Raw genomic sequence first — 23,144 nt, 5'->3', positions numbered from 1 at the left:
GGGATTTACCACTTCTTGTAGGGCAAGAACTTGCCACACATGGTTACCTGGACGCGATCGCCCTTTGGATCTTCCACCTTATCCACCTCAATGGAGAAATCGATGGCGCTCATAATGCCATCGCCGAATTTCTCATGAATCACGGCTTTAACAGGCACTCCATAGACCTGCATGATTTCGTAGAATCGATAGACTAAAGGGTCCGTAGGGATGACAGGCTCTAAGGATCCTTTCATGGGTGGGACCGTCAGAGGTTCCGCCAGCTCTGCAGGCAAGCCTAAGGTCGTGACAATTTTCTCTGCTTCTTCAGCAGAAGCACTGGCCTGTCGATAAATCACCGAGGCAATCCAGGTTTCATCACAACCCAAGACTTTTTCTAAGTCTTCAAAGGAAATGCCTTTGGCTTTCTTTGCCGCTAAAAGTTTCTCAGTAATGTCAGCAATGACCATAGGAATGGGGTCTCCAAAATAAAAAATTTGCAGTCGAAAATTAAATAGGGATGGGCTAAAGGCTAGGCTTTGGCCTTGATCCGGTTCTGTTCTACAAACCGCGTTTCACGGTAAAGATGAGCTTCCATTTCTGCCTTCAGTTCGTGGTAGGCAGGATGCTGCTCCACCTCTAAACGGTTGCGAGGACGAGGGAATGGCACCTGTAAAACCTCATCGATTTTGGCTGCCGGTCCCCGAGTCATCATCACGATCTGATCGGACAGCAGCAGGGCCTCCTCAATGCTGTGGGTAATCATGATCACCGTTTTCCGGTCCTGTTCCCAAATCCGCTCCACCTCTTCTTGCAGGAAGCCTCTCGTTAGGGCATCTAAAGCACCAAAGGGTTCATCCATCAGCAGGATTTTGGGGTCGATGGCCAAAGCCCGAGCAATACCGACCCGCTGCCGCATCCCACCCGATAATTCATGGGGATGCTTTTTTTCAGCCCCTTCCAACCCCACTCGGGCAATATTTTCCCGCACAATCCCCTTCAGTCGCTGTTTTTCCAGCTTGGGATACACTGTTTCCACCGCAAACCGAATATTTTCCTCTACCGTCATCCATGGCATCAGGGCATAGTTTTGGAATACCATGCCTCGATCAGGACCAGGGCCAAGGATGGGTTGGCCATCCAGATCAACCGAGCCAGACGTTGCCGTACTCAGTCCGGCGATGATATTGAGAAGGGTGGATTTACCACAACCCGATGGCCCAATAATGGTGACAAAGGTGTTGTGCTCGATGTCTAAACTGATGTCTTCAATGGCGACAAAGCTCGAGGTCGCCTCGCGCTTGGAGAATAGCATTCCCCCTTTGGCCGGAAAGACTTTAGAGACATCCCGCAAACTCAGTTGGACGCTGGTGGACGTTTCCATATCAACCGGAGAAGAAGTGATCATGATGTTTGCCGCCCAAAGGAGACTAAATTTTCTAGAAACGCAAAGATTTGGTCCAAGATAATGCCTACAAGGCCAATAATAAAAATGGCCACCAAAATATTGGCAATCGACAGGTTATTCCATTCATTCCAGACGAAATAGCCTACCCCAGAGCCAAGCAACATCTCGGCAGCAACAATCACCAGCCAAGCAATGCCCATGCTAATGCGCAGACCGGAAATAATATTGGGTAAAGCTGCAGGGATAATCACCTTGAAGACGGTCCGCAGTTTAGATGCTCCTAAGGTTTTCGAGACATCCAAATACTCAGGACTGACATTGGCAACCCCAAATACGGTATTCACCAGGGTTGGCCAAATACTGCTAATCAGGATAATAAAAACGCCTGTATTTTCGGAATTACGAAAAATATAGAGCCCCAAGGGTAACCAGGCTAAGGGAGAAACGGGCTTAAGCAGCTGCACAAAGGGATTAAAGGCCTTTGCAGCAACTCGCGACATCCCCAACAAGATCCCGAGAGGAACAGCAATGATGGAAGCCAAGGTATAGCCAATCGCCACCCGACGCAGACTGGTCAGCAAATTCCAGCCAATTCCTAAATCATTAGGACCATTGTCAAAGAAGGGATCTGAGATCCAAAACCACAGTTCGCCAATGGTCTCCGTGGCATTGGGCATGCCCTTGGAAAAGATCTTGGCATTGGCTCCCACCTCCCAAAAGACTAGAAATAGCCCCAGGGATAGAAGTGAAATCAAGAGGGCCTGAACGTTTTCAGAAAGGCCTGGGGTGGGCAGCTTTTTGGGGCGTTGATGCGGACTAACAGCCATTATTTTTTGAATTAAACATTATATTTTTTGATTTGCTCTTCCACGTATTGGGCGGGATTTGCCGGATCAAATTCGTCAAAGGCTAAGGTTTCGGTTTTATAGATTTCTTCGGGAGGAGTCTGCCCTAGCTCTGTCGCTAGTTCGCGAGCAATATCCGTGAGGAAAACATCTTTACCCACTTCGTCATACTTGCCATCAATAGCAGTTTTGGACTTACCGTCTCCCTGCAAATCCCATCGCACCAGCTGGGAAGAAATCCAGTTGGCAAAACTCTGCCAGGGATAGGGGTCAAAGCCGATCCGATCGGGAATATCCAAGGTTTGACCGTTGCCATCCTCAAACTTGCCTGTCAAGACCGCTTCTACAACTTCTGTCGGTTGATTGAGAAACGCCCGAGAAGAGATCGCTTTGGCAATTGCAGGGCGATTACTTTGCTGGCTGGCATACCCGGCGGCCTCAATAATGGATTTATTCAAAGCGCGGAAGGTGTTGGGGTTCTCGCTAATCCAAGCGTCACTAGCAGCAAAGGCACAGCAGGGATGATTGGGCCATAGATCCTTTGTCAATTTATGGATAAATCCTTCTCCCTCGTACACCGCTCGCTGGTTGAAGGGGTCTGGCATTAAGTAGCCATCAATATCCCCGGCCACCAATTGGGCAATGCTGTCAGGAGGCGGAACTGGGCGGATCTGGACGTCTTTATCGGGGTCGAGTCCGCCTGTCGCCAAGTAGTAGCGCAGCAATAGGTTATGCATGGAGTAGGGAAACGGCACTCCCAGCACAAACCCCTTAAAATCAGCGGGGCCTTTAACTTTCCCTTTGTGACGATTGGAAATCGTAATCGCTTGGCCGTTGATATTTTCGATACTGGCAAGCTTGATCCCAAAGGCACTAGAGCCTAAGCCGAGAGTCATAGCAATGGGCATGGGAGCCAGCATGTGATACGCATCGAGTTCACCTGCGATCGCAGAATCTCGCACCGCCCCCCAACTCGGCATTTTGACCACTTTGGCACTCATGCCGTGCTTTTTATAAAACCCTAGGGGTTCCGACATAATAATCGGCGTGGCACAGGTAATGGGAATAAAGCCAATTTTTAAGTCTTTCTTTTCCAACTTGGCCGTTAAGTCTGGGTCTACATTGGTGTCCCCAATATCGGGCTTATCTCCTCCAGGGGCACAGTTAGTGAGGGAGACTAGAGCAGCCCCTACCGCTATATTTCGCAAAAATTCTCGGCGGGTAACGCTACTGGTTCGTTGGGCATCCCGAAAAAATTCTCCGGCTTTCGGTCCAAAGGCAGCCGCAAAAGCCTGATCTAGCCCGCCTGCCAATTGGATTAAGTCACCGACTAATCGCTCTCTTTTGGAGTCTCCTTTACAGGCTGATTTTAAGAATAATTGCTTGCGGAGTTCTGCGTGGCTGATGGATTGGGCAATGGTAAAAGCATCCGGCTTATACAAGCCCATTTTCACGAGATCATCAATCATTTCCACTGGATCGCTGGGCATGGTTTCTAGGTGTTGCCAGTGATCTCGGGTGAAGTGTACCCCTCCACAGGTTTGACAGATGGGAGGACCTTGATTAACACTCTCTCGCTGAGCCTTTAGGTTGTTCCATTTTGAGGGGGGATTATTGGTTGTTGCTACCACCATGGTTGTTTAAACCCAGTCGTTGAATAATCCTAAATTAAATCACCTGAAAATATTTTTTTGTAATGATTTATACCTTAAATAAATTAAAGAAAAATATTTAATTCCATGAATATAAAAATCAAAAATTCCCTATTTACATACATTTCAGGCAAATAGGGAGAATGAACTAAAATCACAAATATCGAAGATTTTAATCCATATTTTCTATATATTTTTGGCAAAAAAGAGAGATTTACTAATATTTAACGCCTGGTTTTACGGCTTATCTATGAGCTTACCAATGAACCTAGATCTAAAATGTGGACATACTTTAGAAGTCAATAGGATTTTCTTTAGATCTTTGTTTAAATCAAAGAGGACTCAATATGGGATTGTCGCCGCCACCCGTGGGGGGAAGCGCCATGATGTTGCCGAAATTGGCGGTTGAAATAGCCCGGATCTGCGTACCCGAGGGAAATAGCTATTTTTTTAATGGACTGTTTGGTCTGCAGCAATAGAATCCGAGCTTCACTCATCCGTCGCTCCACAAGCCACTGTTTGAAAGTGCGACCTGTTTGAGTTTGCATCAGGTGGGTGAGATAGGCTGGAGAATACCCGGCTACTTTTGCCACATCTTTGAGGTGTAAGGGTTGGTGGTAGTTCGCTTCAATAAAGTCGAAGACAGAATTCAGTTTGGGACAATTGGGGAAAATTCGCTCTAATCCGGATGGGTCGACGGCAGATTGAGAATCAGAGGCAGGCTGATGTTGCAGCTCTGCCTGTCTTTGGAGACGGGTTGCGATCGCAGTCAAAAAATCATCAATCGTACAGGGCTTAGTTAAATAATCATCAGCCCCTAAAGTCATACCCTGCCGTAATTCTGGCATTGTCACTTTAGCCGTTAGGAAAATAAACGGTATGGTCGATGTGACGGGATGTTGCCGCAATGTAGATAGCACCTGATACCCATCCATATCCGGCATCATAATGTCGCAAACGATTAGTTCAGGATGATGTTGTTGGGCGAGTTGGACCCCCAACGCCCCATTATCAGCGCCAAGGGCTTCAAACCCTTCAAACTTCAGGCAATTCAAAAATAAATTGCGAGTTTGCGTTTCATCTTCAATGATGAGGACTTTATGCATGATGGCTATACCCCTTAGGGACAGGGCATTTCTCCAGGTTAGATTGTCAGGTCTAAAGCTACTCCCTGCTTAAATCTGTACGTTGTTGCCAGTCCCTGAGTAGTGTCCTGGAATACAGTCTTGAGTCAGGGGACCGACCGAAGATGCGGATGAGTGCTGATTTCTGAACCTGCCTGGTACCTTCATGCCCCAATCTCTTCCCAGTCCATCTCTGGTGACAGCCCATCCCTTAATCCCCACCTCTGTGCCCAGCGATCCAGCATTAGAGACCCTTCGCCAACAACATCAGCTAATCCTCAATTCTATTGGTGAAGGAGTATATGGTCTGGACATTCAGGGCAATGTCACTTTCGTTAATCCTGCAGCAGCCAAAATGATTGACTGGCCCATTCCGGAGCTAATCGGTCAACCGATGCATGCGGTACTCCATCATTCCCACCCGAATGGGAGCCATTATCCAAGAGAGGCCTGTCCCATCTACGCAGCCTTTCGAGATGGGAAGGTCTATCGGGTCACCAATGAGGTCTTTTGGCGTCGGGATGGCACAAGCTTTCCGGTGGAATATATCAGCACACCCATCCATGACGAGCATGGCCAACTGATTGGGGCAGTCGTGACATTTCGAGATATCACCCAGCGTCAATGGGCTGAATCGGTCTTAAAACAAACTAATGAGGTCTTAGAGTCAAAGGTCCGAGAGCGCACAGCAGAATTAGTGCAGGTTAATCAACAACTGCAAGAGCTGAGTGAATTGAAATCACGATTTGTGGCAATGGTCTGTCACGAGTTTCGCAACCCCTTGAACAATATTTCCCTGTCAATTTCATCTCTAGATCGCTATGACTCCCAGTTAACAGCTGGGCAGAAATCTGAGTATTTGGCAGGAATTACAGAAAATGTGGAACGGATGACAGAGATGATTGATGACATCTTAGTCATCGGCAAGATTGACGCTAGACGGATAGAGGTGAAATCGGCAGAACTCGATCTGGTCCCTTTCTGCCAAGCGTTAGTGGCTGAAGTTCAATCCATGACCCCCCATCATGTAGTGGTGCTGAACTGCCGTCATCGCCAATTAGTCACTGCAATGGATATACAGTTGCTGCGTTCTATTTTGACCAATATTCTGCAAAATGCCATTCGTTACTCCCCTGACAATGGGGTTATCCAATTCAAAGTTTCCCGCCGCAAAGCTTTCATCACCTTTCAAATTTCTGACCAAGGGATGGGAGTTCCTCCCGAGGATCGGTCCCTGATCTTTGATCCGTTTTATCGTGGCAAGAATGTGAGCAATGTCCCAGGCACCGGTTTGGGATTGAGTATTGTTAAACAGTTTGTGGAGTTACTGCAGGGCACCATCACTTTGAATAGCCAGATTGGCATAGGCACCACTTTTGCCGTCCGTTTACCTTGTGCTTGATCGAAGCAGTCGCTCCAGAGAAAGGGGGTTATCCTTGGCAAGCTCGGGTTAGCATCTTCTCTGTTGCCCCAGATTGAGGGGTATGGACCTGAGTCTCTGGATAGGTCGTCCACGTTTGGTCTAAACAGTTCGCTGAGCTTTCCACTCGATCGTTGCCAAGATAGTAGACAAAAGGAACTTGGCTTAAATTCCCAGGCTGAATGGAGCAAACATCTAGATTAATCCCTTGGCCAGCTAAAGCTTTACCTGCAAAATAATTACAAGATGTTCGGTGTGGCAGATCAGGTGAACGGGTTTGAATCTGTGGATTTGCAGGGGGAGTAGATGAACCAGCCCCTGCAGGTATTCCTGGTGAACCAGATGCAGGAGCAGTAGGTTGTGGAGGAGACTCTTCCTCTCGGTTGCCAACTAGAGGCTGACTTTCATTATTCGTGCAAGATATTGCGACGACCGTACAAAGCAAGATGGTCGTTCTTTTGCTAATAATCATGGTGACGATGCACTTTCATTAGGCTCTCAGCAAACACTCAGCTAAGTCAGGTCTTCAATTTAATCTTGTTAAGGTTGACTAACTATAGTGCATGCTTTGTAAAACTACTTCTGAATGACGGTTCCTGACACTAATTTTGATGACATTCTGGTCATTATTCCTGTTTTAAACGAGGAAGAAACGATAGGGACTGTCATTCATTCGTTGCAGAATTTGGGATTGCATCGGATCCGGGTAGTGGATAACGGTAGTTGCGATCGCACCGCCCATACCGCCCATACCGCCGGAGCCGAAGTCGTATCTGAACCGATTCCTGGTTATGGCAGAGCCTGCTGGCAAGGGATGCAGAACATTCCCGAACATATCGGCTGGATTCTATTTTGTGATGGCGATGGTAGCGATGATCTATCCGTATTGCCACAGTTTTTTGCCGAGCGCCAGGATTACGATTTAATTTTAGGTAATCGCCGCGCCCGTCCCGACAGTCGCTCTGCCATGACACCCGTTCAAAATTGGGGAAACGGCCTAGCCACCACCTTGATTCGCTGGGGTTGGGGTCATCCCTTTCAAGATTTAGGCCCTCTCCGCTTAATTCGCCGAGCCCGCCTGGAACAACTCAATATGCAAGATCGCGGCTTCGGCTGGACAGTCGAAATGCAGGCCAAGGCGGCAGAGCAAAAATTACGCACTTGTGAAATTCCCCAAGGCTATCGCCCTCGCCAAGGCGGACGATCCAAAATTAGCGGCACGATTAAGGGAAGCGTCCAGGCCGGTAGCATTATTTTAAGTACCCTAGCTTTTCTCTACGGTCAGCATTTGCAGATGCTCTTTGCTAAGTCAGCCCTACGAAATCATCCCGCATGGCAGTGGGTCAGCGCTGTTCTACTGATCGCAGGCTGCACCATGATCGTTCCCTATGGAGATTTCACCCAGCCGGGAATGGTCCCTCCTTTGTGGCGAGGGGTCAGCGTGATGGGATTGGGATTTGTGGTGTCTTGGATACTGCTTCAGGTGTCGAAGTTGTGGTTTTGGATGGTTGCGATCGCAACTCGATGCATCCTTTTAGCCATGGCTCCCGGCAATGATATTTGGCGCTATCTCTGGGAAGGACGCCTGCAGAACTTGGGCATCAGTCCCTTTGAATTCGCCCCCACGGCCCCCGAACTCGTACCACTGCGCACAGAATGGTGGTCGATGATCAATAATGCCGATATTTCCGCGATTTATCCCCCAATTACTCAATTGGGCTTTAGAGGGTTGGCGGCCATAGCTACCTCTACATTGCTCTTCAAAATAGCCTTTATGGCAGCAGATTTAGGGACCTGTTGGCTACTGCAACGCCGATTCGGTTCTCTAAAAACCCTTATCTATGCCTGGAATCCACTGATCATTTACTCCTTTGCTGGAGGGGCACACTACGATAGCTGGTTTATTCTGCCCTTGGTCTGGGCTTGGCTTTGTTTGGATACTCAACCTCGTCGAGCCACAAAAACAATTGCTGGATTAGCCTTGTTGGGAGTGAGTATTGCCACCAAATGGATTTCTCTACCTATCATTGCGTTTGTCACCTGGACCTTTGTGAAACAGCGAGCGTGGAAATGGGCTAGCATCTCCGTGCTGTTGCCAGTCTTACCCATGCTGATCAGTGCCTTACCGTTTTGCTCTCTAACCAGCTGTCCCCTCATTCCCACGAGTTCTTCGTTTGTGACCAAAGGCCGCAGCGCTGAATTTTTACCGATTGACTCGCTGTTATCGGCACCAGAATGGCACAATGCGATTTTGCTGATACCCCTTGCGATCGCACTCCTCTTTCTCCTCTGGCGCTCTACCCAAGTGGGTGACTATACTGAAAGCTATCTAGGAACCCTGCTTCTGCTCTCACCTGTGGTTCATGGCTGGTACTTTACTTGGCTCGTCCCCTTTGCTGTAGCCAGTGGAAATTGGGGGACACGTCTGGTGAGTCTATCGGCCTTTGTCTATTTTGCCCTTCCCCACCGAGAGAGTTTAGGTATCAGTGTCTGGCAATTGACTACCAGTGAACGGGTTTGGCTATGGACCCCCTTTGTGTTGGGATGGCTGTGGAGCTGGTATATTCGACGTTCCCAAACACTTTTTAATCCAAGCCCAGGGACATCTCAGTAAATTCTCAGTTCCATCAGGCTTCATAGAAGCATATAGTTTTTTTTGAGATGCCTGGAGATAGACATGAAAAAAATAAAACCCTTTTCTATTTTGTTACCAGGTGTACTGCTGCTTTCGAGCTGCGCCAATCTACCATTTATTGGTGCCGAAGATATCCCTGTTCAGGCTGCCATTGATACCAATAAGCCGTTTAGCAACAATGAATATACCAAGCTGCTGACGCAATACGTCACGGATGATGGCTGGGTGAATTACGAGGAACTGCAAAAAAATCGGGGAGGGCTAGATCGCTACTATGCTCAGTTGGCTGCCGTTACCCCAAATACGTACAAAGGCTGGGACAAGAATCAGCAATTGGCATACCTGATGAATGCTTATAATGCCCTGACCTTACTCGCCATCATTGAGCAAGAACCCCTCAAAGCCAGTATTCGAGATATTCCAGGGGTCTGGAGTTCCAAGAAATTCCAGCTTGCCGGTGAATCCAAAACCCTCAACAATATCGAGCATGATATTATTCGTCCCACCTTCAATGAGCCTCGGATTCATGCAGCCCTAGTTTGTGCCGCCAAGAGCTGCCCGCCCCTGAGAAATGAGCCCTTCACAGCCGAAAATGTGGATGCTCAATTAGAAGACCAGGTCAAAAGATGGTTGGCCCGTCCTGACAGCGGTTTCCGCATTGATCGGCAAGAGAACAAAGTCTATTTGTCTAAAATCTTTGACTGGTATGGCGATGATTGGAAGCCCAACTTTGCAGTCAAAGATCAGTTCAGTGGCGATGATAAGCAAAAAGCAGTTCTGAATTTCATCAGCAACTACGTTTCTTCTGAAGACCAAGCCTATCTCAAAGCAGGCGGGTATAAAGTTGGTTATCTAGGCTATGATTGGTCTCTCAATAAGCAGTAAGCACCATGGACTATCCTGACCCCAATGTGGCTCACCCCATGGCGGGATTCCCTCAGGTTTGCTTTATCAAAAATACGGTCAGTAATCCCAACATCATGATTGGCGACTACACCTATTACGACGACCCGATTGACTCCGAGAACTTCGAGCGAAACGTCCTCTATCACTTTCCTTTTGTCGGCGACAAGCTCATCATTGGCAAGTTCTGCGCTTTATCCCGGGGCATTCGGTTCATCATGAATGGGGCGAACCATAAGATGTCCGGATTCTCGACCTATCCTTTTGAGATCTTTGGCAAGGACTGGCAACAATTTACCCCTCAAGGAAACGAGTATCCCTACAAGGGAGATACTGTCATTGGCAATGATGTTTGGATAGGGTATGAAACCGTCATCATGCCCGGTATCACGATTGGCGATGGGGCAATTGTCGCGGCCCAGTCGGTGGTCACCAAGGATGTCTCACCCTACACCATTGTGGGGGGTAATCCTGCCGAGGTAATTCGCCAGCGTTTCTCCGATACAGTCATTCAGGCCTTGCTAGAGATTGCTTGGTGGAATTGGGATATGGAGAAAATTACCGCCAATCTAGAGAAAATCGTGGGTGCAGACATTACTGCATTGCGTTCATGTCTATAATTCTCGTCGTTTGGGCATTTCTAAGAAGTATGCCTTCACAAAGGTATTGAAATAAGCTGTTAATGTCGATTGAGTGATCGGTAATGGGGCGGCCCCACAACTGATGACAAGCTGGGTTAAAATTCGCCCAAAGATAGCTTTATCCAACCCCAGAGAATTGAGAGAAATCAACAATGCTTGATCGTCTTGTTCAACCCCTTGTCCGGACTCAGGTTCAGCTACTCGCCCAGACCCATTCTGCCAGCAATAAGCTCATTAGCATGATTTCCCAATGGTTAGGGTACTTGGGAATTCAAGCCAGTGTCACCCACCTCAAGACTAACAATGGTCAGGTGCAGATATCGTTAGTAGTTGATAAACCCGAGCAATGTAGTGAAGGTGAATGGCAGAAAATCCTGACCAATATCAATCAAGGCCATGACGCCAACGCTGAAGCCGAACTCACCTATACCAAGATGTCCAAAAGTCAGCAGGGCAAAGTTCATCGTTTATTAGCCTACGTTATTCGAGCAGGCAGTCCTGACAACGCCTTTATAAGCACTGAGCTAAAGCCGCGTTTAGTCTCAATGGGTATGGAGGAAGACATGGTCCTTCAGATTCAATCTGCGCTTAAAGTGCCTGTTGTGATTGAACCCCTGTTAGAAGATTTAGAGCCTGATATTGCCGCTTTTGTCTTATCCAAAGCAATTACGATTGCTTTAATCGATCAGAAAATTAGTCAGGATGAAGATAGTATTCTCAAAGCCATCTATCGGGTTCTTGAGCATAAAGCGAAAGTATAGGGTAGGCCCGGCCTGACATATTCTTCGATCTTTGATCTAGATGTCATCCCTTAACTGGCTTGCTATTGCGGCGTTGTAACCACCCCGTCAATATCGCCAACGAAAAAATTCCTAGCACTGCAGCAACGACTAACAAGCGAGCATTCCCTTCTGCAAACATGCCCTTACCAATAGCCACTACAGGCGTATTGGAGATCACCACACCAATGAAGAGAGCAGGAAAAAACTGCACCCATTTAGTGGTCGTCAAACCGGCACCATAGCTGACAAAGTCAAATAATCCCGTCATTAAAAAACCCGTTAGCAGAAAGAAATTACTTTCCAAATGCCGTTGGCTGACTTTATCAACCTTGTCCATAAATCGGGTACCGACCAGCTTCTCTACCAAATTCCGACCATATCGTTTTGCCAGATAAAACCCCAGGCTACAGGCCACTAAATCGGCTAAAACTACCGTAATTAATGCAGTCCAGAAGCTTTCTAGAACAGTCCCTGCTAATAGAGACCAAGCGGTACTGGGTAAAGCTGGAATCACCACACTGATAAAGCGGAGGGCAAAAATGCCGATCGGTGCCCATACGCCCATATAAGCGACGTTGGCCCGGATTCTCTCCATTCCATATTGTTGGATGAGCCAGATTAAGCCCACCACCAGCCCCATAATCAAGATGAATTTAATCAGTCTGCTCAGTATTTTGTTCATGGCCATGAAGATTGAGATTGCCAACAGTCTAAAATAGTTCGCTTAATTATTGCTTAATATTTCACACTTAGGGGGGCTACAGTGAGCCGACTTCTCCTTAGCGGACGAGAAAATACGAGCAGGGTAGTTGAGCTTCACCTTAGCGATCAAAGGTTGAGTCAATCTCAGCCTCACTGGCTAGAAACTCACATTTTCCAAGAACGCGATTAATGGAATCGATTATGTCTCTCGGGTGACAATCATCAGCTGATCCTGATTGCTGATAATCCAGCCTCGTACTTGATCTGTGGAGAAGGACTCAGTTCTGGCCTTACCTGTGTGGTTGGTGAGTTGCTTTAAGGTCGCTTGGGAGACTTGAATATCCTCTTGACGGCTACCTTGCAGGATTCGATTGAAGCGGGCCTTAATAAACTCAGAATCAACATTGCTGCGGTCAAAGGATTCGGCGGTTTGCAGGATCTTATTGGACTTACATCCATACATCACTTCCAGAGTCATGCCGGGAGCAATATCATACTGTTCAAACCAAGGGTCATACCAAGACTTGGAATCGGCGACTAAGTCTGCATCCGTCGGCTGACGATAGATGGGCCAGTGGGGACTATAGGTATTGATCGGTGAATGGCCAAATTTTGTTTTTACTTTATCTATCTGGGTCTTGGTTTTAACGTCTGATAAATAAGAGACTCCGATGCCCGCCAAACTTCGCTTAGCCTTACCAGGAGGCTTTTCCAAATTCATGACATCCAATTGTTGATCGATGCTTTGCCCCAGCTCCAGGTGCACTAGATTCGCCACTTTCTCTCGGGCTTCTTGGGCATGATCAGAGGTGGTGGGCACATTCAATAAAGTACGGATTGCGCCTAACTTTTTCCCCTGTACAGAGAAAGTATTGGCCGCTTGAACCAAAGACTTGCCGGTGTCCTGATCATGATTGGCTTTTACGGCTTGAGGGCCTAGACCTTGGAAACTGAGTGCGATCGCAAATCCAATCCCCCCCGCCATGAGAGAGGTCATCACCGCAGAAGGTGAAAACTCCAACGTCTTCAGCCCCTTGCGAGCAATCACGGCTTCAGCTTTAGGAAGCTCCGGCTCAACCTGATCTAATATTGTGGGTCGTTGATGAATGGTTCGTTCAGAGATGATCGTAGCGACAGCATTGGCATTCTGCAGGGTCAACGCATCCAACATTTCCGTGGCTGTGCTAAAGCGATCTTGAGGGCTGAACTCTGTCGCTTTGTTCAAAATATCAGCTAAATGATCGCTCACATGGGGCGCATATTGTCGCCATCGGAACTGGCCTGTCTCGTAGTCAGATTCCATCTCCACGGGTAGCTTTGCCGTCAGAGCATAGATTGCAGTCATCCCCAAACTGTATAAATCACTGGCATAGACTGTTCGTTGGGCCGCTTGCTCAGGGGACATAAACCCCTCCGTACCAATGATCACAGAATCTATAACGCTGCCGGAAAAGCTGATGCGGGTTTTAAGATGCCGCTTCATGGAACCAAAGTCGATCAGCACAGGGCGACTATCCACCTGCCGCAAAATCAAGTTATCTGGCTTAATATCCCGATGAATGACTTTAAAATTATGCAGATATTCTAGAACAGGCAGCACTCGCAGCAGCATCTGTTGAACTTCTTCTGCCGAGAGCTGTCCCAAAGCTCTGACTTTTTCCCCTAAGGTTGGCCCATCTATCCATTCCTGGATCAAAAACAGGCGCTCCTCTTGTTCAAAGTAGCCATACAGCTGAGGAATTTGATCATGCTTCAGTTGTTCAAGGACCGCCGCTTCCTCTTTGAATTTTTTGAGTGCAATCTCATAACAGTGTTGGTTAGGCACCTCAGGCTGTAACTGCTTCACCACACAGTGACGCCGGGACAGCATGTGGGTATCTTCTGCCAAATAAGTTGCGCCAAAACCACCTTTGGCCAGTTGTTTTAAGATGCGAAAGCGATTGTTCAATAGCATGGGAGTTTTCCAGAGTAGGCAATTCTTTGGGGGTATCGGTCACTCACGACACAAGCTGAATGCAAACTTCAGCCCTTTGTCCTTAAACCGTCCAGAATTTTGGGTTCATCTGCCTGTCCTTTGAAATAGCGGGGTGTGTCTATAAGATATACAGCGACTGGCTTATCAATTCAGTGACAATCATCAAATAGGGGGGTGACTGTGGTCACTGAGAAATCTAGGCCCTTAGCAAATCGCCTGAAAAGATTAATCTCACCGAGCATGGCGTTGAAATGCCTCCTGAAGACCTATCGTTTGCACTGAAATTGATATGGTTGCCGTCTCAATCATGGGATAGCAAAAAACAGGCCTCTCAAGTGAGAGCGATGATTGAGAATAAGGTGAAAAATTGATTACCCTCAGCCTCCCTCAGCGAAGCCCAATTAAAAATCGCCATCACATCATCCAAATTCAGGCATATTTTAAATAGATGTAGAAACGTTGGATGAGAGTTGGCATGGTGCAAAAAATTGGATTTGGCTTGATATGGCTAGGGTTTAGTATCTATGCCTTTGTGTTAGCACCCCCCGATCAAGGCAATTCTCTTGAATTAATTCAACAACTGTCAACGATGAACTGGGAAGGCATCAATCCCTTAGTGATTGCTCTCTTCAATCTGATGGGCATCTGGCCCATGATCTATGGGAGCGTGCTGTTTGCAGACGGTTGCGAACAAAAAATTTCAGCGTGGCCTTTCGCTAGCCTATCCTTTGCCTTTGGAGCCTTTGCTCTACTGCCCTACCTAGCTCTCCGCCAAGCTCCACAGCCTGAATTGGCTGGCGAGAGCAACCGGAATTTAAAGTTCTGGGATAGTCGAGGGCTAGGAATTGGGTTGTTCGTCGGTGCGATCGCACTCCTGGTCTTTGGCTTTTCCCAAGGGGACTGGGCAGACTTCATTCATCTCTGGCAAACTAGCCGATTTATTCATGTGATGAGTCTAGATTTTTGTATGCTCAGCCTTGTTTTTCCCGCCATGTTAGTAGCCGATATCAACAGACGAGGGTTATCCACTCAAACGCCCTTATTTTGGGGGGCTGCGTTAGTGCCATTACTAGGACCATTGGCCTATTTGTGCCTTCGCCCCTCTCTGTATGCCTCCCAGAGCCCAGCAGGATAGTGAGAACCCTGAGCCCAAGGGTAATCAGCAACTGAGATAGCCTCTAGCAAAATTAATCCCTTAAACGGTCTTCACTACTGCTAAGCAGTGGGTGCAGATAGCTGAAACACCGTAATTTCAGGACGACTCCCAAACCGAACTCGGGGGCTAACCATGCCAATCCCCCGATTGGTGTATTGAATTAAGTCTTCAATTTGATATTGCCCAATGGGGTATCGCTTGCCATGGGGGGGTAACACGGGAGCCCCCACAAACGGAATAGCAACTTGACCGCCATGGGCATGTCCAGAAAGCTCTAGATCAAATCGGTGGGTCGTGACAGCCACATCGGCAAAGTCTGGCTCATGAGCTAACAAAATCGCAGCTCCTGTCTTGGGCAACAGGGTCATCACCTGATCGAGATCGGCAGCCCCTGCCCAGACATCATCGACCCCGGCAATGTGTAGCTGTGCCTGATCTCGTTCAACTGTATAGACCTGATTCCGAAGCAGTTCGACATTACCTTTTTGCAAAATCTGCTGAACAGCTCCTGGATCAGACCAATAGTCATGATTTCCCAAAACTGCAATCGTCGGGGCTGCAAAGGCTTTGAATGCCGCTTCAATACGAGAGGCATACCGCTGAGGATCAGAGGTGACAATATCTCCTGTAATGACGACCAGATCGGGCTGCTGCTGATTCGTTTGCTCAATGACTCGCTCTAGAAACGACTGTGGCATTTGATCGACCACATGCATATCACTCAGCTGCACAATCCGATAGCCATCAAATTCAGCCTGCAAATGAGGTAAGACCAGAGGAACCGTCTTTACTTCTACCCAATAGGGTTCAATCTTGTATCCATACACCGGCAACCCCAAAGCCAAGACAAAGAGGATCAATAAGCTCCAAAGTCTAAAACCTCGCCCTCTAAGCATTCGTTTTTTCGGCATCTGTCCAGAATTTTGTCCCATCAGTCCCTTGCCATCCTTCAACTCAGAGCAGCCTGATACTGTCTCCTCGCGAAGGAACGATTGTGCGATCGCATCAGAGAATCGGCATCAACTCCTGTGATAACAGAGATGCATCCCCATTGACCATAAATGCCTCCAGGATGGCAGAGAGCAGAAGCGGCAAATTTAAGCAGAGCGGTGATGACTGAGCTTCTCTCGAATATCCCCCGGTGCAAACACCCCATGCTCCGTAATAATGCCAGTGATCAATTCAGCCGGAGTCACATCAAAAGCAGGGTTATAGAACTCTACTCCTTTTGGACAAATATCCGTCGTCCCAATCTGATAAATTTCAGATGGATGTCGCTCTTCAATCGGAATTCCCCCACCATCTGCTAACTCAAAATCAATGGTGGAGAGGGGGGCTGCGACGTAAAAAGGCAAATTGTGGGCTTTGGCACAGAGGGCAACGCTATAAGTACCAATTTTATTGGCAGCATCGCCATTCGCCGCAATTCGGTCGGCTCCCACAACCACCACATCAATGAGGTCCTGCTGCATACAATGGGCCGCCATTCCATCTGAAATTAGCGTTACCGGAATATCTTCTTGGACACATTCCCAAGTGGTTAACTTAGCCCCCTGCAAACGAGGTCGAGTTTCATCGGCATAGACCCTAGCCAATCGGCCTGCAGTCCAAGCGGAGCGAACCACCCCCAACGCCGTTCCATAGCCTGCAGTCGCTAGGGCTCCAGCATTACAGTGGGTCAGAAGACAAAGCTTTTCGGGATCTTTGGGTAGAACACTCAGACCATGATCACCAATCGCTTTGCAAGTCCGTAAATCATCTGCTGCAATTTCTTGAGCGGTGGTTAACAGTTGGTCTTGAATCTGGGACATAGGGCCTAAGGTTTGGCGGGCCACTTTCAGCATCCGATCCACCGCCCAAAACAGATTAACTGCCGTGGGTCGGGTCGCTTTCAGTAGGTCACCCACTCCAGCCAGTTCGCTCAAGAACGCATCTCGATTGTCAGTGGTGATTTCACAACTTCCCAAATACATACCAAAGGCTGCAGCAACCCCGATGGCCGGGGCACCCCGAACAATCATGGTTTTGATCGCGGTCGCCATATCATCCGAGCGACGGATCTCCACCACACTAAATTGCTGAGGCAAGCGAGTCTGATCAATCAGTTCAACGTGGTCGCCACGCCAAACAACAGGATAAACAGGATTGGCAACCGATGCAGTCATCAGAGTTCAGTTTTATTGGAATCAGTGGACAAGTATTAGGAAACGTAGCTAGGTGCTGGTTTCTGCTTCAGCAACCCTAACACTCTTTCAGCAACTTGAGCAGGGGTTAACCCCAGTGCTGATTTAGATTGATCCGGCGTGGCATGCTCTACCAATAGATCGGGAACACCAATGCGAGTCACGGGCACCATAACTTGATGATCCATCAAGGCTTCTAAGACGGCCGAGCCAAAGCCACCCGGTAAGCAGCCTTCCTCTAGGGTCACCACCTGGCCTATCTTCTGAGCCAGAGGAATAATTAACTCTGTATCCAAGGGCTTGGCAAACCGAGCATTCACTACCGTGGCTCGAATACCGTGCTCCGTCAGCATATCTGCCGCTTGAGACGCTAAGTTCACCATCGTGCCATAGGCTAACAGGAGAACATCGTCTCCATGGCGCAGAGTTTCTGCTTTACCAATGGGTAACGGTTCCCACCCTTCTTCCATCAGACCCACACCCAAACCACTGCCCCGCGGATACCGCATAGAAATGGGGCCGTCGGTATAGTTGATGCCCGTTACTAACATTTGCTGTAGTTCGGCTTCATCTTTAGGAGCCATCATCACCATATTAGGTAGGCAACGCAGGTAGGCAATATCGTACATACCTTGGTGAGTAGGACCATCTGCACCGACAATTCCGGCTCGATCTAAGCAGAAGAAGACCGGCAAGTTTTGGATACAGACATCATGGATAATTTGGTCATACCCTCGCTGCAAGAAGGTGGAATAGATAGTGACCACGGGTCGCATGCCTTCACAGGCCATGCCGGCAGCTAGGGTAACCGCATGCTGTTCAGCAATACCAACATCAATATATTGCTTGGGAAGTTTAGCTTGTAATTTATCTAGCCCTGTTCCTGTCGCCATGGCTGCGGTTATGCCCACGACCCGGATATCGTTTTCCGCTATTTTGATCAGGGTTTCTGCAAATACCTTGGAATAGTTGGGAGGCTTAGGTTTGTTAGATGGCTTGGCTTTGCCCGTTTCTAGGTTGAACGGACTTTGGGCATGGTAACCGACTTGGTCTTGCTCTGCGATCGCATATCCCTTACCCTTCGTGGTAGCCACATGCACGAGCACTGGGCCTTCGTGTAAATGGGCTTCTTTGAAGGTTGCCAGCAACTCTTCTAGGCTATGGCCATCTACAGGCCCCATATAGGTAAAGCCCAACTCTTCAAATACCGCACCGACCTTGGAAACCGCCAGGCGCTTCATGCCGCCTTTGAGCCGTTTTAGATCGGGGGCCACCTGCTCCCCGAAGGGTAACTGCTTGAGCTGCTCTTCAAAATTATCGGACAAGAACTGAATCGGTGGACTCAGGCGCATCTTATTCAGATAACGAGACATGGCTCCCACATTAGGAGAAATGGACATGTCGTTATCGTTTAAGACCACAATCATGCGGGTATGAGGAAGATGCCCCGCATGGTTAATGGCTTCGAGGGCCATCCCCCCTGTCATCGCCCCGTCGCCAATCACAGCGACTGTTTTAAAGTTTTCTCCCTTGGCATCTCGAGCCAAGGCCATCCCTAATACAGATGAAATACTGGTAGATGCGTGACCTGCACCAAAGTGGTCAAACTTGCTTTCTCGACGATTCAGATATCCAGCAACGCCGTCTTTTTGGCGTAGAGTATGGAATCGGTCATATCGTCCCGTAATGAGTTTGTGGGGATAGGCTTGGTGCCCCACGTCCCACACCACTTTATCTTGGTCTAAATCTAAAGTTTGATAGAGCGCCAGGGTGAGTTCAACAACCCCTAACCCCGGTCCTAAATGACCACCACTCGTCGCCACAGTATCTAAATGCTTCTCACGGATCTGATTAGCAATTTGCTTCAGCTCCGAAATAGATAACCCGTGCAACTGGTTAGGGTGGACAATTTCACTCAGATGCATACCGGAGTCGTCTCCCGTCAATTTGCTTGTTTCGCTATCCTCTACTGTAGTCGATTTCAGACCGTCGCGTTGATCACATTTTGGGAATTTATCTCCAGCATCCAAATTTTTCCACCCACGATCCAAGGGCACCTAAGCAATTTTTATGTGAGCAACAATTTATTATTCGATACCCAATAACCGATGATATCGAGTCCACCATCGGTTTAAAGGGAAATAAACCACTGGAGCCCATAAGCTACTTAGAATCCCGGAACTCAGAGCCGTTTGCCGCAGATGAAGCCAAACATCCTCAAGACGATGGGTCCCCCCTAATCCAAACTGAATCGCATGCACGGCCTCCACCATCAGGGCCATGCCAAATACGATTAGGGCAATGGAGATAAAGTCTTCCTGAATAAAGCGTTTTTTGTTGATGCGTCCCGTCAGCAACCCCACTAGGGCTAAGCCGACGGTATGGGTCGGCTGAGCAGCCGTCAGGCCATCTTGAATCAATCCCAAACAAATACCCGCCACAATGCCCTGGAGAGAGGATCGCTTAATACTCCAGGTCACCACCCACACCAGCAGCCAATTCGGCCCCACCCCTGACAACACCATGACCGGCAACCGGAACAGCAGCATCAAGGCGCAGATCATCACCGATCCAACCACAATGACAGCGTTCCAAAGATTAAGGGGAAGAGGGGACTGTTTTCTGAAGGAGAGAGGTTTGATCATTCAGGTATACGCTGACCCATTCCAGCTTGCTAATCGGAACTGCCAATTCAACAATGGCTTGAGGATTATAATTTTGCTCTAATTTCAAAGTCTTAATTTTACCCACTGGCAGTCCCGGAGGAAATAGGCGACTGAGGGAAGAGGTGACCACCGCATCCCCCACCTTTACATCTGGATCTTTATCAAAGAACGTGATCAGGGCTTCCGTACTAGACTGACCTTGAAAAATACCCATATGGCGGCTACGGGTGACAATCACCCCAATTCGGCTCGTGGGGTCGGTTACCAACAGAACTCGACTGGTATTTTGAGACACCGCCGTCACCCGTCCCACTAGTCCACCGGGGGCAAACACCACAGAACCCACTTTAATACCGTGGTTCTGGCCTTTACTGAGGGTTAACTGCTGCCACCAATTATCCCCACTCCGACCCAGTACTGGAACTGCGATCGCTTGCTTGTTTTTCACACTTTTATGATCAACCAGCTTCTGGAGGGTCTGATTTCGAGATTCCAGATCAACGAGTTGCTGGCGAAGCTGTTTTGTTTGGGCATCCACCAGCTGTTTCTGTTGAACGGCATCTGGCTGGACAGGTCTATTGGCAAACCGAAACACTTCCAGCAAGCCAACCCCTTGAGAACGGCTGAACACCCACGCCCCTCCCAAGCACAAAATAGCTAGGATTAACCCTAAACGATACCGTTCCCACCAGCGAAACAGAAAAAGCATTGACAATCAAACTAAAGAACGGGTCCCAACTGGCCTGAGAACTGAATGAGCCTCCCAACTAAGCACCCAATAACTGGATTGATTGTATAGAGGCATTAGAGATGAATCAAATAACCTTAACTCATCTGTAATAGGTCTAAATGGGGCAGTGAGGACGTTTCCCAGTTTGAGAGTATCATCCTGAAGGTATCTGAAGCAGCCCAATCACTAAAGAACAGTCGTTGGGTTAGAAAATACGCGAGAAAATTGCTGAAAGTTCTCCAAAACCAGCCCAGTTCCCATCACAACACAACAGAGCGGATCTGATGCAATATGGACAACAATCCCAGTTTCATGGCTAATCAGCTTATCTAAGCCTTTCAGTAAGGCGCCGCCGCCCGCCAACATAATGCCGCGGTCTACAATATCTGCCGCTAATTCCGGGGGCATTCGCTCTAAGGTACGCTTGACTGCTTCCACAATTGAAGAGAGGGGCTCAGTCATGCTCTCGCGAATCTCGGGTCCCTTGACTAGCACCGTTCGAGGTAGTCCAGACAGGAGGTGTAGTCCTCTGACCTCCATATTGGCATCATCATTATCGTTGGTGGGATAGGCCGAACCAATTCGTATTTTGATATCTTCTGCAGTCCGTTCACCAATGACTAGGTTGTGGACTTTCTTCATGTACTGAGCAATCGACTCGGTGAGTTCGTCACCCGCAACCCGAACCGATTCACTGATCACACTCCCTTGTAAACTCATCACCGCAACTTCAGTGGTACCACCTCCGATATCGATGATCATGTTTCCAGTGGGCTCATCAACAGGCATTCCTGCCCCAATGGCTGCGGCCACAGGCTCATCAAGTAGGTGAACTTCCCGGGCACCCGCTTGGCTGGCGGCCTCCATCACAGCCCGTCGCTCTACTCCCGTTACCCCACTGGGGATACCCACGACCACGCGAGGAGACACTAAGCTTTTACCCCCATGAACCCGGCGGATAAAATGCTGCAGCATCAGTTCAGCTTTCTCAAAGTCTGCAATCACACCATCTCGCAAAGGTCGAATCGCTACAACGTTGCCAGGGGTACGGCCTAACATCATTTTGGCATCGGCCCCTACAGCTAGGGTTTGCTTAGTGACTTGATCCACCGCAACAACCGAAGGTTCTTGCAGTACGATCCCTTTACCTGATACATAAGCCAGAGTGTTTGCTGTACCAAGGTCAATGCCAATATCCCGAGAGAAGCGACTGAAAAGGCCCACTATTTCCTACCTTTGAAAAATTTATAACTAAGCTACTTTATCTGCACTCAAATTGTAAACGTGCTGGATTCTATTACGTTTTTGTTAAATCGTCTAGTTCTATCGGATATTTATTAGATTTCTAATCCAGATAACGGATTACCCTCGGAGCTGCCCCAGCTTTAAATTCAGAATGGATAGACCAAAGATCAGTAGGAATAACACTAGCCCCATAGCGCAAGCATAGCTATAGCCATTGCCAACTTCAGAAAAAGCCTGCTCATATAGATTAGCAACAATCGTGATCGTACTCCCCAAGACACCACCGCCAGGGGTCATGACATAGACTTCCTCAAATACCTTGGCCGCAGAGATGGCTGAAATCACGGAAACTAGCATTAAATAGGGCTTCATCAAGGGGATAGTGATATCCCAATGTTTTTGCCAACCATCGGCACCATCAATCGCCGCAGCCTCATAGAGATCTTGGGGAATGGATTGTAACCCCGCTAAATAAATCACCATATAATATCCCAACCCTTTCCAAACCGTGACTGCCATCACGCAGTAAAGGGCAATATCAGGATTTTGCAGCCAAACAATGGGATCACCTGTCCAGCCAAACTGACCCAGGAGCGTTTCCATTAGCGGGTTCTGGGTAATCAAACGGATTCCTTGATTCAATAAACCGCGTTCATCATATAGCCACTTCCAAGCAATGCCCGCCACCACCATCGAAATCACAACAGGAGTATAGTAAGCGGCGCGAAACCAATGGATTCCCTTCAATTTCTGATTGACGAGGATCGCTAATCCTAAGGGCATAATCACCAAGATAGGAACGACACCCATCAGGTAAATCAACGAATTCTTCAAGCTTTGCCAAAAAACATCATCTGTCCAAAGCTGCTCAAAGTTACCGAGGCCAATCCATTCTGGAGTTTGGCCCAGGGTCTCAAATTGCGTAAAACTCAGGTAAAACGCTTGCAGGGCTGGCCAAAATACACTCAAGCTGAGAATACAAAGGGCAGGGGCCAGAAATAGATAAGGGGCCGCAGTGGACCAAGACAATTTACGGAGGGACATGGGGTCTCTTACTAGCAGAGGACTAAATTGAAGAGCAGGGCACCATAAAAACGG

At 48.2% G+C, this 23,144-nt stretch carries 22 protein-coding genes; 6 read left to right on the top strand and 16 right to left on the bottom strand.

From position 1 onward, the window contains the following. Positions 1-5 precede the first annotated feature (5 nt). The 5 genes from cynS to I1H34_RS08425 form a co-directional block, all read right to left on the bottom strand. Positions 6-449, bottom strand: coding sequence for a cyanase (cynS, locus tag I1H34_RS08445; protein WP_212665210.1), 444 nt, complete (start codon positions 447-449; stop codon positions 6-8). Between the two features lie 62 nt (positions 450-511). Next, a complete protein-coding gene (locus I1H34_RS08440) occupies positions 512-1,387 on the bottom strand; it encodes an ABC transporter ATP-binding protein (protein WP_212665209.1) in 876 nt (291 codons plus the stop codon). Continuing rightward, a complete protein-coding gene (ntrB, locus tag I1H34_RS08435) occupies positions 1,384-2,214 on the bottom strand; it encodes a nitrate ABC transporter permease (RefSeq protein WP_212665208.1) in 831 nt (276 codons plus the stop codon). Before ntrB ends, I1H34_RS08440 begins: the two co-directional genes overlap by 4 nt. A gap of 11 nt (positions 2,215-2,225) precedes the next feature. Beyond that, complete coding sequence (locus tag I1H34_RS08430; RefSeq protein WP_249369926.1) at positions 2,226-3,866, bottom strand: ABC transporter substrate-binding protein; 1,641 nt, start codon at positions 3,864-3,866, stop codon at positions 2,226-2,228. A gap of 344 nt (positions 3,867-4,210) precedes the next feature. After that, on the bottom strand, positions 4,211-4,990 hold the full coding sequence (locus I1H34_RS08425) for a response regulator transcription factor (protein ID WP_212665207.1): 780 nt from the start codon (positions 4,988-4,990) through the stop codon (positions 4,211-4,213). A 184-nt stretch (positions 4,991-5,174) separates the two neighbouring features. On the opposite strand from I1H34_RS08425, the gene I1H34_RS08420 reads away from it, so the two are divergent. Continuing rightward, on the top strand, positions 5,175-6,410 hold the full coding sequence (locus I1H34_RS08420) for a PAS domain-containing sensor histidine kinase (RefSeq protein ID WP_212665206.1): 1,236 nt from the start codon (positions 5,175-5,177) through the stop codon (positions 6,408-6,410). A gap of 28 nt (positions 6,411-6,438) precedes the next feature. Here the strand turns inward: I1H34_RS08420 and I1H34_RS08415 are convergent, their stop codons facing one another. Next, a complete protein-coding gene (locus I1H34_RS08415) occupies positions 6,439-6,900 on the bottom strand; it encodes a hypothetical protein (RefSeq protein WP_212665205.1) in 462 nt (153 codons plus the stop codon). Between the two features lie 114 nt (positions 6,901-7,014). On the opposite strand from I1H34_RS08415, the gene I1H34_RS08410 reads away from it, so the two are divergent. The 3 genes from I1H34_RS08410 to I1H34_RS08400 all read left to right on the top strand — a co-directional run bounded on the left by I1H34_RS08410 (position 7,015) and on the right by I1H34_RS08400 (position 10,586). After that, a complete protein-coding gene (locus I1H34_RS08410) occupies positions 7,015-9,042 on the top strand; it encodes a glycosyltransferase family 2 protein (protein ID WP_212665204.1) in 2,028 nt (675 codons plus the stop codon). 63 nt (positions 9,043-9,105) lie between these two features. Further along, entirely contained in the window at positions 9,106-9,948 is an 843-nt protein-coding gene (locus tag I1H34_RS08405; RefSeq protein ID WP_212665203.1) for a DUF547 domain-containing protein, read from the top strand. A 5-nt stretch (positions 9,949-9,953) separates the two neighbouring features. Then, the gene (locus I1H34_RS08400) at positions 9,954-10,586 is read left to right on the top strand and encodes a Vat family streptogramin A O-acetyltransferase (RefSeq protein ID WP_212665202.1); all 633 of its coding nucleotides are present in this window, start codon (positions 9,954-9,956) and stop codon (positions 10,584-10,586) included. Here the strand turns inward: I1H34_RS08400 and I1H34_RS08395 are convergent. Further along, positions 10,581-10,760 (bottom strand): hypothetical protein, encoded by a 180-nt coding sequence (locus I1H34_RS08395; RefSeq protein WP_212665201.1) that lies wholly within the window; start codon positions 10,758-10,760, stop codon positions 10,581-10,583. The two genes, I1H34_RS08400 and I1H34_RS08395, sit on opposite strands and share 6 nt — an antisense overlap. On the opposite strand from I1H34_RS08395, the gene I1H34_RS08390 reads away from it, so the two are divergent. Further along, positions 10,760-11,368, top strand: a complete 609-nt coding sequence (locus I1H34_RS08390; RefSeq protein WP_212665200.1) for a hypothetical protein — start codon at positions 10,760-10,762, stop codon at positions 11,366-11,368. The two genes, I1H34_RS08395 and I1H34_RS08390, sit on opposite strands and share 1 nt — an antisense overlap. Positions 11,369-11,411: 43 nt before the next feature. Here I1H34_RS08390 and I1H34_RS08385 read toward each other — a convergent pair whose 3' ends face one another. After that, positions 11,412-12,071, bottom strand: coding sequence for a TVP38/TMEM64 family protein (locus tag I1H34_RS08385; RefSeq protein ID WP_212665199.1), 660 nt, complete (start codon positions 12,069-12,071; stop codon positions 11,412-11,414). A 219-nt stretch (positions 12,072-12,290) separates the two neighbouring features. Next, positions 12,291-14,045: a serine/threonine-protein kinase gene (locus I1H34_RS08380; RefSeq protein WP_212665198.1), complete on the bottom strand. Its 1,755-nt coding sequence runs from the start codon at positions 14,043-14,045 to the stop codon at positions 12,291-12,293. A gap of 496 nt (positions 14,046-14,541) precedes the next feature. Between I1H34_RS08380 and I1H34_RS08375 the strand changes: the two genes are divergently transcribed. Continuing rightward, entirely contained in the window at positions 14,542-15,201 is a 660-nt protein-coding gene (locus I1H34_RS08375) for a DUF2834 domain-containing protein (RefSeq protein WP_212665197.1), read from the top strand. 80 nt (positions 15,202-15,281) lie between these two features. On the opposite strand, the gene I1H34_RS08370 is transcribed toward I1H34_RS08375, so the two are convergent. From I1H34_RS08370 to I1H34_RS08340, 7 genes are all read right to left on the bottom strand, one after another. Continuing rightward, positions 15,282-16,154, bottom strand: coding sequence for a metallophosphoesterase (locus I1H34_RS08370; protein ID WP_212665196.1), 873 nt, complete (start codon positions 16,152-16,154; stop codon positions 15,282-15,284). Positions 16,155-16,319: 165 nt separating this feature from the next. Continuing rightward, on the bottom strand, positions 16,320-17,387 hold the full coding sequence (mtnA, locus tag I1H34_RS08365; RefSeq protein ID WP_212665195.1) for an S-methyl-5-thioribose-1-phosphate isomerase: 1,068 nt from the start codon (positions 17,385-17,387) through the stop codon (positions 16,320-16,322). Positions 17,388-17,422: 35 nt separating this feature from the next. After that, positions 17,423-19,330, bottom strand: a complete 1,908-nt coding sequence (gene dxs, locus I1H34_RS08360) for a 1-deoxy-D-xylulose-5-phosphate synthase (RefSeq protein WP_212666197.1) — start codon at positions 19,328-19,330, stop codon at positions 17,423-17,425. A 162-nt stretch (positions 19,331-19,492) separates the two neighbouring features. Next, positions 19,493-20,050: a rod shape-determining protein MreD gene (mreD, locus tag I1H34_RS08355; RefSeq protein WP_212665194.1), complete on the bottom strand. Its 558-nt coding sequence runs from the start codon at positions 20,048-20,050 to the stop codon at positions 19,493-19,495. Next, positions 20,004-20,780, bottom strand: a complete 777-nt coding sequence (gene mreC, locus I1H34_RS08350) for a rod shape-determining protein MreC (protein ID WP_212665193.1) — start codon at positions 20,778-20,780, stop codon at positions 20,004-20,006. Before mreC ends, mreD begins: the two co-directional genes overlap by 47 nt. A gap of 207 nt (positions 20,781-20,987) precedes the next feature. Further along, positions 20,988-21,995, bottom strand: a complete 1,008-nt coding sequence (locus I1H34_RS08345) for a rod shape-determining protein (protein WP_315874875.1) — start codon at positions 21,993-21,995, stop codon at positions 20,988-20,990. A 168-nt stretch (positions 21,996-22,163) separates the two neighbouring features. Next, on the bottom strand, positions 22,164-23,090 hold the full coding sequence (locus tag I1H34_RS08340) for a carbohydrate ABC transporter permease (RefSeq protein WP_212665191.1): 927 nt from the start codon (positions 23,088-23,090) through the stop codon (positions 22,164-22,166). Between the last annotated feature and the right edge of the window lie 54 nt (positions 23,091-23,144).

It is taken from the genome of Acaryochloris marina S15 (assembly GCF_018336915.1).
Lineage (GTDB): Bacteria > Cyanobacteriota > Cyanobacteriia > Thermosynechococcales > Thermosynechococcaceae > Acaryochloris > Acaryochloris marina_A.
The sequence above is the reverse complement of the archived record's forward strand: the minus strand, read 5'-3'. Positions and strand labels throughout refer to the sequence as shown.

What these genes read in the sequence shown, in the direction of transcription:
- I1H34_RS08420 (WP_212665206.1), top strand. Translation starts at nt 5,175, where the DNA reads ATGCCCCAATCTCTTCCCAGTCCATCTCTGGTGACAGCCCATCCCTTA.
- I1H34_RS08385 (WP_212665199.1), bottom strand. Translation starts at nt 12,071, where the DNA reads ATGAACAAAATACTGAGCAGACTGATTAAATTCATCTTGATTATGGGG.
- I1H34_RS08370 (WP_212665196.1), bottom strand. Translation starts at nt 16,154, where the DNA reads ATGGGACAAAATTCTGGACAGATGCCGAAAAAACGAATGCTTAGAGGG.
- I1H34_RS08380 (WP_212665198.1), bottom strand. Translation starts at nt 14,045, where the DNA reads ATGCTATTGAACAATCGCTTTCGCATCTTAAAACAACTGGCCAAAGGT.
- ntrB (WP_212665208.1), bottom strand. Translation starts at nt 2,214, where the DNA reads ATGGCTGTTAGTCCGCATCAACGCCCCAAAAAGCTGCCCACCCCAGGC.
- I1H34_RS08430 (WP_249369926.1), bottom strand. Translation starts at nt 3,866, where the DNA reads ATGGTGGTAGCAACAACCAATAATCCCCCCTCAAAATGGAACAACCTA.
- I1H34_RS08425 (WP_212665207.1), bottom strand. Translation starts at nt 4,990, where the DNA reads ATGCATAAAGTCCTCATCATTGAAGATGAAACGCAAACTCGCAATTTA.
- dxs (WP_212666197.1), bottom strand. Translation starts at nt 19,330, where the DNA reads ATGCATCTGAGTGAAATTGTCCACCCTAACCAGTTGCACGGGTTATCT.
- I1H34_RS08440 (WP_212665209.1), bottom strand. Translation starts at nt 1,387, where the DNA reads ATGATCACTTCTTCTCCGGTTGATATGGAAACGTCCACCAGCGTCCAA.
- I1H34_RS08340 (WP_212665191.1), bottom strand. Translation starts at nt 23,090, where the DNA reads ATGTCCCTCCGTAAATTGTCTTGGTCCACTGCGGCCCCTTATCTATTT.
- I1H34_RS08400 (WP_212665202.1), top strand. Translation starts at nt 9,954, where the DNA reads ATGGACTATCCTGACCCCAATGTGGCTCACCCCATGGCGGGATTCCCT.
- I1H34_RS08410 (WP_212665204.1), top strand. Translation starts at nt 7,015, where the DNA reads ATGACGGTTCCTGACACTAATTTTGATGACATTCTGGTCATTATTCCT.
- I1H34_RS08375 (WP_212665197.1), top strand. Translation starts at nt 14,542, where the DNA reads ATGGTGCAAAAAATTGGATTTGGCTTGATATGGCTAGGGTTTAGTATC.
- mreC (WP_212665193.1), bottom strand. Translation starts at nt 20,780, where the DNA reads ATGCTTTTTCTGTTTCGCTGGTGGGAACGGTATCGTTTAGGGTTAATC.
- I1H34_RS08390 (WP_212665200.1), top strand. Translation starts at nt 10,760, where the DNA reads ATGCTTGATCGTCTTGTTCAACCCCTTGTCCGGACTCAGGTTCAGCTA.
- cynS (WP_212665210.1), bottom strand. Translation starts at nt 449, where the DNA reads ATGGTCATTGCTGACATTACTGAGAAACTTTTAGCGGCAAAGAAAGCC.
- mtnA (WP_212665195.1), bottom strand. Translation starts at nt 17,387, where the DNA reads ATGACTGCATCGGTTGCCAATCCTGTTTATCCTGTTGTTTGGCGTGGC.
- I1H34_RS08405 (WP_212665203.1), top strand. Translation starts at nt 9,106, where the DNA reads ATGAAAAAAATAAAACCCTTTTCTATTTTGTTACCAGGTGTACTGCTG.
- I1H34_RS08415 (WP_212665205.1), bottom strand. Translation starts at nt 6,900, where the DNA reads ATGATTATTAGCAAAAGAACGACCATCTTGCTTTGTACGGTCGTCGCA.
- mreD (WP_212665194.1), bottom strand. Translation starts at nt 20,050, where the DNA reads ATGATCAAACCTCTCTCCTTCAGAAAACAGTCCCCTCTTCCCCTTAAT.